Raw genomic sequence first — 15,476 nt, forward strand, 5'->3', positions numbered from 1 at the left:
TCTACTCGGCGGCGGCTTCGGGGCGCACCTGACGCGGCAGCGGGAAGAACTCGTTCTCTTCCGCGGCCGAGACCGTCTCCACATGCAGCGTGAAGCGCTCGGCGAACGCGTCCATGATCTCCTCGACGATCACTTCCGGTGCCGAGGCGCCAGCGGTGATGCCGAGGCTGGTGATGTTCTCGAACCGCTTCCAGTCGATTTCGGTGGCGCGCTGCGCCAGCACGGCGATCGGGCAACCCTCGCGTTCGGCGACTTCGCGCAGGCGCTGCGAGTTCGACGAGTTCGGCGCACCGACCACGATCAGGGCGTCGACCACCGGCGCCACCTTCTTCACCGCGAGCTGGCGGTTGGTGGTGGCGTAGCAGATGTCTTCCTTGTGCGGCCCGTTGATGTTCGGGAAGCGCTCCTTCAGAAGCGCCACGATCTCCGCGGTGTCGTCGATCGACAGCGTGGTCTGGGTCACGAAGGCGAGGTTGTTCGGGTCCTTCGGGGCGATGGTCTTCGCGTCCTCGGCGGTCTCGATCAGGGTCACGGCGCCGGTCGGGAGCTGGCCGAGCGTGCCCACCACCTCGGGATGATGGGAATGGCCGATCAGGAAGATCTCGCGGCCGCGCTTGAAATGGATCGCGGCCTCGCGGTGGACCTTGGTGACCAGGGGGCAGGTCGCATCCAGCGAGAACAAATTGCGGGATGTGGCGTCGGCCGGAACCGATTTCGGCACGCCATGGGCCGAGAACACCACCGGCGCGGTGGTGTTTTCCGGGATCTCGGCGAGTTCCTCGACGAAGATCGCGCCCTTCTTCTTCAACCCATCGACGACGTATTTGTTATGCACAATCTCATGGCGAACATAGACGGGGGCGCCGTATTTATCGAGCGCCCGTTCCACGGTATCGATCGCCCGGACCACCCCGGCGCAGAAGCCACGGGGAGAACAAAGCACGATCTTGAGGTCTGGTTTGGCTGACATTGAGCGATCTCGGGACCGAATCACCTCGCCAAATGGGCGGGAAGCGGTCGATGAATGAATAGGGCTTGGGTACGGTCTTACAGGGACTTCAGAGGGAATTGGGCCCCCTTTCGGGCGCTGTCAAGGCACTATCTATAGCAGAACCATTGCGTGGCTACCCCCTCCGGGCTTATATAGCGCGAATTCCCAGTCATCGCTGATGACCACCGGTTTCGCCTCCAAAGGGGTGGGCGAAGCACAAAGGAGATTTGCCATGAGCAACGCACCTCTGATGCCCAAGGCGACCGCCGTCTGGCTGCTCGACAACACCGCGCTGACCTTCGATCAGGTCGCCGATTTCACCAAAATGCACCCCCTCGAGGTGCGCGCGATCGCCGATGGCGACGCCGCCCAGGGCATCAAGGGCATGGATCCCCTCTCCAACGGCCAGCTGACCCGCGAGGAGATCGAGAAGGGCGAGAACAACCCGGACTACCGGCTCCGACTCCAGGAGAGTAAGGTGGTGCTGCCGCCGCAACCCAAGCGCAAGGGCCCGCGCTACACCCCAGTCTCGCGCCGCCACGAACGCCCGAGCGCCATCCTCTGGCTGCTGCGCAACCATCCCGAGCTCAAGGACGCCCAGATCATGCGCCTGGTCGGCACGACCAAGAGCACGATCGCCAGTGTCCGCGATCGCACCCACTGGAACACGTCTCAGCTGACGCCGATTGATCCCGTCACTCTCGGCCTCTGCTCGCAGATCGAGCTCGATTTCGAGGTCGCGCGCGCGGCCAAGGAAAAGCCGATCGACGCGGCCTATGGCGGCGCCACCCTGCTGCCGGCCTCCGAAACCACCAAGAAGGACGAGTACGAACCCGCCGAGAGGTCCAGCGACGATCTCAACGTCGATGCCGTGTTCGCCAAGCTGAAGACACTCGGCGGCAAGAAGCAGGACCAGGAGGAGGAGTAATCCTTCCGCTCCTCATTCGTGAACCCAACAAAAACGCGGCAGGGAAACCTGCCGCGTTTTTATTTTGCATCTGCAAAACGACTGACAACGCATACCCTCCGGCGTCGTCCTGGCGAAAGCCAGGACCCATTACCCCAAGGAGGAATTTGGTGAAGACTCGTCGCTCGGTTCTCCTACCGCGCTCAGTCGATAGATTCCGCGGTATGGGTCCTGGCATTCGCCAGGACGACGTTAGGGCGACAGTGTGCCTCCCTAAGGCAACAACAACTTCAGAACTTATACGTCACACCACCGCCGACCAGCCACGGGTCGATATGCGCAGTGCCGGTAACCGGCAGCCCACTGACCGTCGCCGAATAGTCCGGCCGCAACCAGAGCTTCTTGACGTCGACGTTGAGGCCCCAGTGCCGATCGAGCATGTAGTCGAAGCCGAGCTGCACCGCGCCACCGAAGGCGTTGCTGACATGCAGGCTCGTGGTGGTGGCGACAATCGCGGGCGGACCTGCGATGACGGCCGGCGTATTGGCGGCGGAGTTGCTGAAGAACATTGTGTAGTTCACGCCGGCACCGATATACGGCTTGAATGCGCCGAAATTGTCGAAGTGATATTGCAGGGTCAGCGTCGGCGGCAGCAGCGTAGTCTTGCCGATCGGCAGATTTGCGAGCGAGCCGGTGCCGCTGATCGAATGCCGGGTTACGCCCAGGATCAGCTCGGCCGCGATGTTCCTGGTGAAGAAATAGCTGATGTCGAGCTCAGGCACGACCTGGTCGCTGATCGAGAGGCCCGAATTCGGCGACGACAGTGACGGAACGCCGGCGACATTGACGGTCGAGCCGCCCGCATCCGGCAACACGCCTAGCACCCGCAAGCGTACCATCCAGGGATTGAAGGCTTCTACCGGCGGCGGCGCTTTTTTGTAGATCGGCAAATCGGCGGCCTGTGCCGAGGCAAAAGCCCCCGCCAGCGCCGCACCTAGCGCCGCGAGCCGCGCCACGTTTCTTATTATTCCGTCCATTGCATTCCCCTTCAGCCATTTGCGCGCTTCGTTGCGCGACATCAGCGTCAGAGCAGAAAGGCAGTGGTGAAGGATTTGATGCCGATCAAATCAGGACAAGTGCGATTGCGATTTGGCTGCGGCGTTGCAGATCTGTCGCGGCAGGATAATGCCACGGCTTACATCATGGCCGGTCCGGATGGTTCAGCATGTATTCGCCGAGGTCGCGCTGGCGGCGGTCGGCGCGGGTGGTCGCGGCGCTGCGCTGGACGTCGCGGTCCTTGCGGCAGGCCACGTATTCAGGCGAGCCGGCCGCATAGCCGCGGCTCTGGCAGACCGCGTCGTCATCATCGCCGCCCATCGCCACCGGCGTCTGGTAGCGCGCGGAGCAGGCGGAGAGAATGAGGCCCGCAAATGCAATCGCTAGGAACGGCTTCGAATTCATGGCAGGCCCTTCATCCTCATGGTGAGGAGCCCGCGCAGCGGGCGTCTCGAACCATGCAGGCCAAGCTGGAGCAGCGGGGCCTTTCATCCTTCGAGACGCGCGCCAGGCGCGCTCCTCAGGATGAGGATTGAGCGGAAAAATGCGGCCTATTCAAGCCCCATTGCAAACCTCACACCCGCCCCTTCAGCGCATCGCCGATCTCGTCGAGCACCTTGGGGTCCTCAATCGTCGCCGGCATGGTCCAGGCTTCACCATCTGCGATCTTCTTGATGGTGCCGCGCAAGATCTTTCCGGAGCGCGTCTTGGGCAGGCGCCCGACGGTGATGGCGAGCTTGAACGCGGCAACGGGACCGAGCTTGTCGCGCACCAGCGCGATGATCTCCTTCTCGATCTCGGCGGGGGCCCGCTTCACACCCGCCTTGAGCACCAGGAAGCCGCAGGGTACCTCACCTTTGATCGCGTCCTTGACGCCGAGCACGGCGCATTCGGCGACATCGGGATGCGAAGCCAGGATCTCCTCCATGCCGCCGGTGGAGAGCCGATGGCCGGCGACGTTGATGATGTCGTCGGTGCGGCCCATGACGAAGACATAGCCGTCCTCGTCCTTGTAGCCGGCATCCGATGTTTTGTAGTAGCCGGGGAATTCGGTGAGGTAGGCTTCCTTAAACCGTTCGTCCTGATTCCACAGTGTCGGCAGGCAGCCCGGCGGCATCGGAAGCTTGATGACGATCGAGCCCATGGTGTTCGGACCGACCGGCTTTGCCGCTTCGTCGACCACGTCGACCTGGTAGCCCGGCATCGGCACCGTCGGCGATCCGTGCTTCACCGGCAGCTGGCCTAAGCCAACCGGATTGCCGGCGATGCACCAGCCGGTCTCGGTCTGCCACCAATGGTCGATGACAGGCACTTTCAACTGCTGCTCCGCCCATTCCACCGTCGGCGGATCGGCGCGCTCGCCGGCCAGGAACAGCGTGCGGAACGTCGAGAGGTCGTACTGCCGGATGAATTTTCCTTCCGGATCTTCTTTCCGGAGCGCGCGGAACGCGGTCGGCGCAGTGAAGAAGGCGACAGCTTTGTGCTCGCTGATCACGCGCCAGAACGCGCCGGCATCGGGCGTGCCGACCGGCTTCCCCTCATACATGATCGAGGTCGCGCCGTGCAGCAGCGGGCCGTAGACGATGTAACTGTGGCCGACCACCCAGCCGATGTCGGAGCCGCACCACCAGACCTCGCCCGGCTTGACGCCATAGAGGTTGAACATGGACCATTTCACTGCGACGAGATGGCCGCCATTGTCCCGCACGACGCCCTTGGGAATGCCGGTCGTGCCTGACGTATAGAGGATGTAGAGCGGATCGGTGGCGGCGACGGGCACGCAAGGCGCCTGCTTGCCGTCGTTCATCGCCTTGCGGCGCAGGCCCGCCCAATCATAGTCACGGCCGGGCGTGAGGGCGCAGACGAGCTGCGGACGTTGCAGCACGATGCAGGCCTTCGGCTTTGCGCCCGCAAGCCTGATCGCCTCGTCGAGCAGCGGCTTGTACTGCACGATGCGGCCGGGCTCGATGCCGCAGCTCGCCGACAGGATCAACTTTGGCTGCGCATCGTCGATGCGGGTGGCGAGCTCTTTCGCGGCAAAGCCGCCGAACACCACGGAGTGCACCGCGCCAATGCGCGCGCAGGCGAGCATCGCAACGACGGCCTCCGGGACCATCGGCATATAGAGGACGACGCGATCGCCCTTGGCGACACCAAAGTCCTGCATGATGGCGGCGAGCGCCTGCACTTCGGCCAGCAGTTCGGCGTAGGTGAATTTGGTGACGCTATTTGCCAGCGGCGAATCATGGATCAGCGCGATCTGGTCGGCGCGGCCGCGTTCGACGTGGCGGTCGAGCGCGTTGTAGCAGGTGTTCACAATGCCACCGCTGAACCAGCGGCCGTAGACGCCCTGCGAGGGATCGAAGATCTTTTTTGGTGGCTCGATCCAGTCGATCTCCTTGGCCGCCTCGGCCCAAAAGCCCTCAGGGTCGGCCAGCGAGCGCGCATAAACCTCGTGATAGAGGCTCTTTCCGTCGATGTTTCCTTGGACGTTTCCTCGGACGTTCATTCCCGCGCTCCCGTTCCCTTTTATTCGCCTAGCCTTGACCTTGTGGCAGGACAAACGTCCCGCCATGACAGGGATCAAGTACCGGCCATGTTTGAGGGCTATTTTCCCGGGAATGGGCCGCGGTTCAAGCTGAAAAGAACAGTGCTCAGCTATCCATCGCGTTCAGCCGCTGCAGGCGGTCCTGCATGACCTTCCTCAGATCATAGCCGGCGCGGCCGAAGCTCGTATTGCGGGTGGCGAGGAAGTCGCGCTGGGTGCGACGGAGGTCGCCGGCCGAGCGGGACCCTGCCGATTTCAGCACGCGCTCATAAGTCTCGGCGATCTGGCGATCGAGCACACCCAGCTGCGGATCGGCACAGATCACCTTCTCGACTTCGCGCTTCGCAGTGGCACAATCGAACGACGGGCCCTTGCCGGAATTCGCCGCGAGCGGCCGCAGCGGCTCGCCGCCGAATTTCACGATCTCCGCGATCATGGCGCGGCGGCCGGCGGCAGCGTTGTCGTTGCCGGGATCGAGCCGCAGCGCGGTCTCGTAGTCGGCCAGCGCCTTCTTGCGCTCGCCCATCTTCTTGTAGAGCACGGCGCGGTTATTGTAGGTCTGCGCGAAATTCGGCTCGAGTTTCAGCGCGGCCTCGTAATCGCTCAGCGCCGCGCCAAGCTCGCCCTTGAGGTGGTAGGAGTCGCCGCGGTTAGCGAAGAAGTTCGGGCGCGGTGCCAGCCGCAGCGCCTGATCGTAATCGGCAATCGCCTTGTCGTACTCGCCCATCGCGGCCAGGGACAGCCCGCGATTGTCGTAATATTCGGGCACCTTCGGATCGAGCCTGATCGCCTCGCCGTCGTCGGCAACCGACCTCTCGAGCTGGCCGAGCTTCTTGTAGGCGGCGCCACGATTGGTGTAGCTGCGCGGCCGATTCGGATCGAGCCGCAACGCCTCGCTGAGATCGCGGATCGCGTTCTCGTTGTCGCCGCCGAGATAATAGGTCACGCCGCGGTCTGACCAGGCCTGTGCATTGTCAGGCTTCAGCTTGATCGCCTGGTCGTAATCGGCAAGCGCGCGGTCGAGCCGGCGCTGGTTGGTGTAGACCACGCCGCGCAGCTCGTAAGATTCCGAATCCTGCGGATTGAGTTCGATGGCCTTGCTGAGGTCCGCCGCGGCGCGGTTGAGATCGCCGCCGGCCTCGCGGAGGAGATCGCCGCGCAGGCGCCAGGCTTTTGCGTTCTTGCCATCGAGCGCAATGGCGCGGTCGATGTCCCGCAGCGCCTGCGTGCGGCCGCCCGAGGTCCGCGCATTGGCGTCGGCGCGCACCAGCAACGCCGCGGCGCGATCGGAGGATGGAATTGAGGCCTGGTCAATGGTGGCGCTGCAGGCCGGGATCAGCTCAGCCGGAGCGGCTTTGCTCTCCATCACGCAATCGACGCCGGCCAAGGCAGGAGCGACGAGGACGACGCTCATTGCCGCGCTGAGCAGGAGCGAGCGAAACGAGATTTTTGCAAACGAGAGCATTTGCGCGGAAGGATGCGTGCCGCACATGGCATAGAGCTCCGGGACATCAGGCTTTCACCATTGTCGCGGCGGCCAAAGAATCGGTTCAAATCGAGGCGTGCCAGCGGCGCACCGATCCTTCCCTTTTTCGACCCGCTCTTACGGGCGAGATGAGCAGCCTCAATACCCGTCCACCCCGTTGAGCCGCTGCAGCCGCTCCTGCATCGCCTTCTTCAAATCGTACCCCGGCCGGCCGAACCCGGCGTTGCGGCGGGCGATGAAATCGTCCTGCTCGCGTTGAAGCGCCTTCGCTTCGCCTGCATTGCGGGCTTCGCGCAACACGCGCGCGTTGGCGGCAAAGACCTCACGGTCGAGATCAGCGAGCTCGCGGTTGGCGCAGATCGCCTTCTCGACGGGGCGGCGCGCACCCTTGCAAATGAAGCTGGGCTTGCCCGCGACCGCCATCTGCGCGCCGATCCGCTCGATCTCGCGCGCCATCGCCTTGTGATTGGCCTTGGCCTGCTCGTGGTTCGGATCGATCTTCAACGCCGCGCCGAAATCCTGCACCGCCTTAGGCTTGTCGCCCTTCCTCAGCCAGAGCTCGCCCCGCGCGTTGAAGATATCGGCGAGACCGGAATCGAGCTCCAGAGCGCGGCTGTCGTCGGCGATCGCGCGATCGATCTGGTCGTGCCGCGCATAAAGCCCGCCGCGCGCGATCAGCGCCTTGATCAGATCGCCTTTCGCCGTCTTCTCGTTGTCGATCACGGCGGCGCAGGCCGTGGCGGCCTTGTCGATGTCGTCGGCCGCGGCAGCCGCGAGGCACGGCGCGATGTCGACCTGCGGGACCGCGGCCGGTTCGCCGCCGGTCGCGGCATGAGCCACGACGAACGAGAGCGCGAATAGCACCCCGGCGCCGGACCATTGAATGAGAAAACGCATGCTCGTCACAGTCGGAAAATCTTGGGTTAAGGTCCGGGTTGAGGTCTTGTCTCGGGGCCGCACTATCCATCATACGGCCGGATTGGTGCTAGCTTGTGGCGCCGCTCAAATCGGTTTCGGGGATCAACGTGTCGACATTCGAATGGATCATTGTGCTTCTGCTCGGCGCCGTTGGATTATCGGCGCTGGCGCGGCGGATCAAGGTCCCCTATCCGACCTTTCTCGCGATCGGGGGCGCGCTGATCGCGTTTGTGCCGTCGAGCCCGTCCTGGACGCTGGAGCCCGACCTGGCGTTGGCTCTTTTTGTCGCACCGGTCCTGCTCGATGCCGCCTTCGACACCTCGCTGCGCGATCTCCGCAACAATTGGGTTCCGGTCTCCACTCTGGTCGTCGCCGCCGTCGGTCTGACCACGGCCGCTGTGGCCTACGTCGCCCACCGGCTGATGCCTGACATGCCCTGGGCCGCCGCGGTTGCGCTCGGCGCCATCGTGGCCCCGCCGGACGCGGCCGCTGCGGTCGCGATCCTGAGCCAGGTGAAGCTGCCTCACCGCATGGTGAAGGTCCTGGAGGGCGAGAGCCTGCTCAACGACGCGACCGCGCTCCTGATCTATCGCATCGCGGTCGGAGCGATCGCAACCGAGCATCTGGCATGGAGCCAGGTCGCGCCGACCATGGCGCTGGCCCTGGTCGGCAGCGTCGTCGCGGGCCTGGTCGCAGGCCGCATCATTCCGCTGTTCATGGAACGCGTGAAGGAGGCCCCCAGCTCGATCATCATCCAATTCGCCACGACCTTCATGGTCTGGATTGCCGCCGAGCATCTCGGTCTCTCTGGCATCCTCACCATAGTAGTCTACGGCATCACCATCGCCCGCACGGCTGGGACACGCATGCCGGCGCGGCTGCGAGTACCTTCCTATGCGGTGTGGGAAACCATGGTGTTCGTGCTCAACGTGCTCGCCTTCATGCTGATCGGCATGCAGATGCGGCCGATCTGGACGCGCCTCGATGCGGACGTGCGCTGGGAATATTGCGTGGCGGCCGCCTGGATCCTGCTCACCGTGGTCCTGGTGCGGCTGGCCTGGATTACGTTCTACCGCACGACGCTGCGCACGCTGGTGGCGCACGGCATCTATCACCCCAAGGATCCGAAGCAGGTCGCCTCGGCCAAGGGCGGCCTCATCATCTCCTGGTGCGGCATGCGCGGCTTGGTTACGCTCGCCACCGCCTTTGCCCTGCCGGAGAGCTTTCCGCATCGTGACTTCATCGTCTTCTCGGCGTTTGCCGTCGTGCTCGGCACGCTGGTCGTGCAGGGCCTGACGTTGCGGCCGCTGATCCTGGCGTTCGGCCTCAAGGACGACGATCCCGTCGGCATCGAGGTCGCGCGTGCCCGCGCCGTCGCCTATCGCGCGGCGCTCGACGCGATCGAGGACGATCCGTCGGAGGAAGCGGAAATCCTGCGGCTCGAATATCGCGCCATCCTGATGCAGGCCGACGACGATCCCCATGGCGGCATCACCAACGGCGAACTGCCGGCCGATCCCCTGCGCCGCCGCGGCATCGCGGCCGCGCGCAAGTCGATCTTCGAACTCCGCGCCACCGAGGTGATCGGCGACGACGCGTTTCACAGAATCGAGGAGGAGCTTGATCGCGCGGAATTGAGCGCGGGGGGTTAGATCCGCAAACACCGCTGTCGTCCCGGACAAGCGAAGCGCAGATCCGGGACCCATACGCCGCAGCAAGTGTTTTGCGAAGATTCGGAGTTACCAGCTTCGCGCCAAACCGCGCCCTGTGATTATGGGTCCCGGGCTCGCGCTGTGCGCGCCTCGGGACGACGGCGCAGGGACGGTTTGCTTTGAACCAAACGCCGCCTCTCCAGACTCATCCCTCATGACGACCCTGATCGACGACCGTCGTGTGCGCGCGCGAGATGCGTCGCCCGCACGATATTTCTATCTCCACATGGCGCTGGCCTGCGCGGCCACCGCCTTTCTCGGCTTCGCACCGACCTATTTTGTGCCGCTCGCGCAACGGACCTTGTCCGCAAGCCCCGTCATTCATTTCCATGGTCTCTTGTTCTTCACCTGGTCTCTCTATTTCGTGATCCAGACCTGGCTCGCCGCCTCAGGCCGCGTGGTCAATCACCGTGCGCTCGGCATCGCCGGCGTTTCGCTCGCGACCGCGATGACGATCTTCGGCTTCCTCGCCTCCGTCCATGTGATGCAGCATTCCGCGGCGCTCGGACAGAAACAGGCCGGCATCGCCTTCTCGATCGTACCGATGAGCGGGATTGCGTTCTTTGCAATGGTGTTCGTGCTCGCGATCATGAACACGCGAAAGCCGGAGATTCACAAACGCCTGATGCTGCTCGCCGGGGTCTCCATCCTCGATGCCGCGATCGCGCGCTGGTTTCTCACTTTCCTCGCGCCTCCGGGACCGCCCGGGCCGCCGCCGGTGCCCGTCACCATCGCACCCGCGATGGTCGCTTCGCTGCTGCTCGTCGTCGCCATGGTACGCGACTGGCGCACCGAAGGCCGCGTGCACCCGGTCTACATCACCGGCACGCTCGCGATGCTGGCGGTGAAGGTACTGAACTGGCCGATCAGCGAAACGGCGGCATGGCATTCATTCGCCGGCGGGATTCTGGCGCTGGCGCAATAGTGTCGTCCTGGCGAAAGCCAGGACCCATTACCCCGAATGCTGATTGTTGAAGAAGCTGGAGCCGGCAGTCTTCGCCAACCGAGCCTTGTGGTAATGGGCCCTGGCTTACGCCAGGGCGACGAGCAAGGAGCTACGCCCCCGCCTTGCACGTGATCCCGCCGTCCACCACGAGCTCGATCCCCGTCACATATTTCGCTTCGTCCGAGGCCAGGAACAGTGCGGCGTTAGCGACGTCGAAGGCGTCGCCCATGTGGCCCATCGGCACTTGCGCATCGCGCGCCCGCCACATCGCCTCGACATCGCCCTTGGCGTAACTGGCGGCGAGACCGGCGGAATGCTCCACCATCGGCGTTTTCATCAGGCCGGGCAGGATCGCGTTGACGCGGACATGGTGGCGCGCGAATTCGATCGCGGTGGTGCGCGTCATCTGGTTCATCGCCGCTTTCGAAGTGCCGTACGTGACGTAGGAGATACCCATGTGGCGGATCGAAGCGATCGAGGAGATGTTGATGATGGAGCCGCCGCCCTGTTTCACCATCACGGGGATGACGTGCTTCATGGCGAAATACGCGCTCTTGAGGTTGACGCTGAAGACGCGGTCCCAGCTCTCCTCGGTCACCTCGACCACGCTGCCCATCTCGGCGATGCCGACATTATTGTCGAGGACGTCGATGCGGCCGTAGGCCTGCAGGCACGCGGCGACCATCGCCTCGACCTCGTGCGCACGCGAGACCTCGGCCGTGAACGCGATCGCCTGGCCGCCTTCGTCCGTGATGATCTTCACGGTCTCCTCGGCGGCCGCGCCGTTGCGATCGACGCAAAACACCTGCGCGCCCTCGCGCGCAAAGGTGACCGCGGTGGCCTTGCCGTTGCCCCAACCGGGGCCGATCGAGCCCGCGCCCACCACCATCGCAACCTTGCCCTTGAGCCGACCCATCGCGTTTCTCCTTTATTTTTCTTGTAGCCCGGATGAGCGTAGCGATATCCGGGTCCGCCGCTCCCGGATGTCGCTTCGCTCATCCGGGCTACGGATGGTCGCAAATCTTCATCTTTGTGACGTTAGCACCAATGGGATGACCGACAATCTCGGACAACGTCCGGCACTTGCCGTCATGGCATAGCCGCCATTCGCCAGCCGCGCCCGAATTGCCGAGCACCACCTCCGGCATCGGCGCACGCGCAGGCCTCCACTGAAACCAGCCGTCGACGAGGCGCGCCTCGGGCGGCGGCTCCATGCCGGGGCCGGTGCCCTTCACGCGTGCCTGCGTCAGTTCGAGCCCGGCGGGGGTGACGCGCCAGTCTTCCTGCCAGTCGACCTTCGCGATGGAATGCGTCCACACCAGCGTGAACGCGGACAGCGCCAGCGCCTTCACGCCTGAGGCTGTGACGAAGCAGAGGCTCACACCGCCTCGACCGGCGACGGCGGACGCCGCCGCCACTGCCACAGCACGATTGCCGCGGCGAGCAGGAAGCCGGCGGTGTCGCTGAACGGGAAATCGCCGAGCAGGCAGATCGCGGCACCGAGCGCGACCAAACGTTCGAGGAACGTCAGCCGCGTGAACAAAAAGCCGATCGCGACCATGCCGAACAGCGCGATCGCCACCAAGGCCTTCAAGGTCGCCAGCGCCACCGCGCCGTAGAAGCCGAGCTTGGCAGCCATGGGATCGCCGGCCTGCAGCATCAGCGCCGGCGAATAGACGAAGATGAAGGGGATGACATAGCCGGCGAGCGCGATGCGCATCGCCTCCCAGCCGATCTTGTCAGGATTCTCCTTCGCGATCGGTGCCGCGGCTAACGCAGCCAGCGCCACCGGCGGCGAGAGGTCGGCCATGATGCCGTAATAGAACGCGAACATGTGGCTCGCGATCAGCGGTACGCCGAGTTTCGCCAGCGCGGGCGCCGCGAGCGCCGCCGTGATGATGTAGGTCGGGATGGTCGGGATGCCGGTGCCGAGCAGGATCGACAGCAGCATGGTCATGATCAGCGCCAGGAACAGGCTCTTCTCGCCGAGCCCGATCACCCAGCCGCCGAAGATGGTACCGACGCCGGTCTGCGACATCATGCCGATGATGACGCCGACGATGGCGCAGGCCATGCCGACGGTGATGGCGGATTTCGCGCTTTCAGCCAGCGCATCGCGGCAGGCGCGCAGGGCGGAAAATCCGCCGCGCACGAACGCAGTGATCACGATCAACGCGACGACGACGCCTGCGACCGGCACGATCTGGAGGCCGTCGCGCGAGAGCGCCGCGACGACGAGCGCAAGCCCGATCCAGAAGATATAGCGGATAGCCATCGAAGGTGCGCCCGTCGTAATGGCGGTGCCGAGGATCAGCCCCACTGTGAGCGCGAGGCCCATGCTGCCGGCATAGAGTGGCGTAAAGCCTTCGAACAGCATGTAGACGAGCGCTGCGAGCGGCAGCACGAGGTACCAGCGCGTCACCAGCGCCTTCCAGGCGCTCGGGGTCTCCGACTTCTTCATCCCGGTGAGCCCGTGCTTGCCGGCCTCCAGATGCACCATCCAGAAGGCGGAGGCGAAATAGAGCATCGCGGGAATCGCAGCCGCTTTCACGACCTCCGAATATTGGACGCCGAGCGTCTCCGCCATGATGAAGGCAACCGCTCCCATCACCGGCGGCATGATCTGCCCGCCCATCGAGGCCGTCGCCTCGACACCGGCCGCGAACGCGCGGCGATAGCCGAACCTGATCATCAGCGGAATCGTGAACTGGCCGACGGTGACGACATTGGCGACGCCGGAGCCCGAGATCGTGCCCATCATGCCGGAGGCGAACACCGCGACCTTGGCCGGGCCGCCGCGGGTCCTGCCGAATAAGCCAAGAGAAACGTCGGTGAAGAGCTGGATCATGCCGGCGCGCTCCAGGAACGAGCCGAACAGGATGAACAGGAAGATATAGGTCGCCGAGACGTAGATCGGCACGCCGTAAAAACCTTCGGTGCCGAACGACAGATGAGTGACGATCTGGTCGAAATCATAGCCGCGATGGTTCAGCGGTGACGGCAGATACTGGCCGAAGAACCAGTAGACGAGACAGGCGCCGCACATCAGCGGGAGCGCCGCGCCCATCAGCCGCCGCGTGCCCTCGAAGATCAGGACGGCGAGCAGCGTGCCGACCACAAGATCGAGGCGCGTCGGATCGCCGTCACGTGCGATCAGATCCGCATAGAAGATCCATTGATAGAGCCCGCACAGAAAGCCCGCGCTGCCGATCAGCCAGCCGAGCCCGCGGCCGACATTGCTTTTGGCGGTGAAGTTGCCGATCAGGCCGAAGGTGAGGAGGATGAGGAATCCGACATGGACGCCGCGCACCACCTGGCTCGGCAGATAGTTGAAGGCCGCGACATAAAGCTGGAAGGTCGCGAAGGCGATGCCGATCCAGTACGCGAGCGTGCCCCACCAGCCCGGGCCAAAGCCTTCCGGAAAACCGTGTTCGAAATTGTCGAACTCGACCTTGATGGGCGCTTCGCTGCCCTCTGCCTGCAACATCGATATGTCCCCAACCGTCCAGCGCTTATAGCATTGGCGCCGCGTATTCAGACCGTCATGCCCGGGCTTGTCCCGGGCATCCACGATCTTTCTCGCCTGGCCTTAGAACGTGGATGGCCGGGACAAGCCCGGCCATGACGTCCGATAGTGACGGCCGACCTTACTTGATCAGCCCCTTTTCCTTGTAATAGCGGATCGCGCCGGGGTGCAGCGGAACCGGGCTGCCGCTGGCGGCCGTCTCGAGCTTGATCTCCTTGCCGGCCGCATGCGCGTTGGCGAGCTCGGGCAGCGACTCGTAGACCAGTTTTGTCATCTGGTAGGCAAGATCGTCCGACACGGCCGAGCTGGTGACGAGATAGTTGACCACGGCCGCGGTCGGCACGTCCTTGTCCTGCCCGGTGTAGGTGTTGGCGGGAATGGTCGCCGCGATGAAGGGCAGGCCGATCTTGTCGACGGTCTCCTTCGGTACCGACACCACCGTGATCGGGCTCGAGGTCGACAGATCCTTCAACGAGGCCACGCCGAGCCCGGCCGATTGCAGGGTCGCGCCGAGCTGTCGGTTCTTCATGAGATCGACGGATTCGGCGAACGGCAGATACTCGACCTTGCCGAGATCCTTGTAGCTCATACCCGCCGCCGCCAGAATCGCGCGCGAATTCAGCTCCGTGCCCGATTTCGGCGCGCCGACCGACAGGCTCTTGCCTTTGAGGTCCGCCAGCGTCTTGATGCCGCTCTCGGCGGTCGCGACGATCTGGATGTAGTTCGGATAGATCGCGCCGATGGTCCTGAGCTTGTCGAGCTTGGACTTGAAGCCCGCCTCCTCCTCGCCGTCCCAGGCCGCTTTCAGCGAGTCGCCCAGCGTGAATGCCAGCTCGCCGCGGCCCTGCTGGAGCAGGATCAGATTCTCGACTGACGCCTTGGTGGCCTGCACCTGCGTCTTCACGTTCGGAATCTTGTCACCGTAGATCTTTCCGATCGCGACCCCGAGCGGATAGTAGACGCCGGAGGTGCCGCCGGTCAGCACGTTGATGAAGGATTGCGCCTGCGCGCAAGGCGCCGACGCCGCCAGAGCAACAGCCGCGGCCACTCCGAAAATCGTTCGTTTCATGATCTTTCTACTCCCCAAACCGGCCGGGAAGTTGGCCGGATGAGGGGGGCGGGTCAACCCATCCAAAAGTCAAAACAGGACTGCGGTAAATGGCTGTCCTGGCTCGATTTTTGGGGAACTCGGCGGGTGCGGCGAGGTGGCGCAGCCAGGCACGCTCGAGCGAGAATCAATCACTCACGCGGCAGGTTCGGTGCAACCTCTCCCGCGTGCGAGGGCTTTGCGTAAATCGCGAATCTGCGATCTCTAAGAGACATCTGAAGAGGATCTGGGGATGGCATATCGGCAGGTGGGGCAACCGAGCTTCGCAGATGCGTTGG

General features: G+C 64.1%; 13 protein-coding genes. 3 read left to right on the forward strand and 10 right to left on the reverse strand.

Annotated features, from left to right (window positions below; translation table 11 throughout):
- Position 1 precedes the first annotated feature (1 nt).
- Complete coding sequence (ispH, locus tag AC0L3A_RS19935; protein WP_007597506.1) at positions 2–970, reverse strand: 4-hydroxy-3-methylbut-2-enyl diphosphate reductase; 969 nt, start codon at positions 968–970, stop codon at positions 2–4.
- Positions 971–1,223: 253 nt separating this feature from the next.
- Here ispH and AC0L3A_RS19940 point away from each other — a divergent pair, with 253 nt between their 5' ends.
- Positions 1,224–1,919: a DUF1013 domain-containing protein gene (locus AC0L3A_RS19940; protein WP_007597507.1), complete on the forward strand. Its 696-nt coding sequence runs from the start codon at positions 1,224–1,226 to the stop codon at positions 1,917–1,919.
- A gap of 269 nt (positions 1,920–2,188) precedes the next feature.
- On the opposite strand, the gene AC0L3A_RS19945 is transcribed toward AC0L3A_RS19940, so the two are convergent.
- The 5 genes from AC0L3A_RS19945 to AC0L3A_RS19965 all read right to left on the reverse strand — a co-directional run bounded on the left by AC0L3A_RS19945 (position 2,189) and on the right by AC0L3A_RS19965 (position 7,885).
- Complete coding sequence (locus AC0L3A_RS19945) at positions 2,189–2,935, reverse strand: OmpW/AlkL family protein (RefSeq protein ID WP_354126870.1); 747 nt, start codon at positions 2,933–2,935, stop codon at positions 2,189–2,191.
- A 163-nt stretch (positions 2,936–3,098) separates the two neighbouring features.
- Complete coding sequence (locus AC0L3A_RS19950) at positions 3,099–3,359, reverse strand: hypothetical protein (protein WP_007597509.1); 261 nt, start codon at positions 3,357–3,359, stop codon at positions 3,099–3,101.
- A 169-nt stretch (positions 3,360–3,528) separates the two neighbouring features.
- Positions 3,529–5,463 (reverse strand): propionyl-CoA synthetase, encoded by a 1,935-nt coding sequence (locus tag AC0L3A_RS19955; RefSeq protein ID WP_473255043.1) that lies wholly within the window; start codon positions 5,461–5,463, stop codon positions 3,529–3,531.
- Between the two features lie 145 nt (positions 5,464–5,608).
- Entirely contained in the window at positions 5,609–6,994 is a 1,386-nt protein-coding gene (locus AC0L3A_RS19960) for a tetratricopeptide repeat protein (protein WP_473255044.1), read from the reverse strand.
- 132 nt (positions 6,995–7,126) lie between these two features.
- Positions 7,127–7,885 carry a tetratricopeptide repeat protein gene (locus tag AC0L3A_RS19965; RefSeq protein ID WP_473255046.1) on the reverse strand — a complete coding sequence of 253 codons (759 nt, stop codon included), beginning with the start codon at positions 7,883–7,885 and terminating at the stop codon, positions 7,127–7,129.
- 95 nt (positions 7,886–7,980) lie between these two features.
- Here AC0L3A_RS19965 and AC0L3A_RS19970 point away from each other — a divergent pair, with 95 nt between their 5' ends.
- Positions 7,981–9,558 carry a cation:proton antiporter gene (locus tag AC0L3A_RS19970; RefSeq protein ID WP_088941041.1) on the forward strand — a complete coding sequence of 526 codons (1,578 nt, stop codon included), beginning with the start codon at positions 7,981–7,983 and terminating at the stop codon, positions 9,556–9,558.
- Positions 9,559–9,772: 214 nt separating this feature from the next.
- A complete protein-coding gene (locus tag AC0L3A_RS19975) occupies positions 9,773–10,543 on the forward strand; it encodes a hypothetical protein (RefSeq protein ID WP_473255047.1) in 771 nt (256 codons plus the stop codon).
- 130 nt (positions 10,544–10,673) lie between these two features.
- On the opposite strand, the gene AC0L3A_RS19980 is transcribed toward AC0L3A_RS19975, so the two are convergent.
- The 4 genes from AC0L3A_RS19980 to AC0L3A_RS19995 form a co-directional block, all read right to left on the reverse strand.
- Positions 10,674–11,480 (reverse strand): SDR family NAD(P)-dependent oxidoreductase, encoded by an 807-nt coding sequence (locus AC0L3A_RS19980; protein WP_219682439.1) that lies wholly within the window; start codon positions 11,478–11,480, stop codon positions 10,674–10,676.
- Between the two features lie 88 nt (positions 11,481–11,568).
- Entirely contained in the window at positions 11,569–11,946 is a 378-nt protein-coding gene (locus AC0L3A_RS19985) for a DUF1850 domain-containing protein (RefSeq protein WP_007597519.1), read from the reverse strand.
- Positions 11,943–14,051, reverse strand: coding sequence for a TRAP transporter permease (locus AC0L3A_RS19990; protein ID WP_473255048.1), 2,109 nt, complete (start codon positions 14,049–14,051; stop codon positions 11,943–11,945). Before AC0L3A_RS19990 ends, AC0L3A_RS19985 begins: the two co-directional genes overlap by 4 nt.
- 160 nt (positions 14,052–14,211) lie before the next feature.
- Entirely contained in the window at positions 14,212–15,159 is a 948-nt protein-coding gene (locus tag AC0L3A_RS19995; RefSeq protein ID WP_007597521.1) for a TAXI family TRAP transporter solute-binding subunit, read from the reverse strand.
- Positions 15,160–15,476: the final 317 nt, after the last annotated feature.

This window comes from Bradyrhizobium sp. MI1.3 (assembly GCF_055811695.1).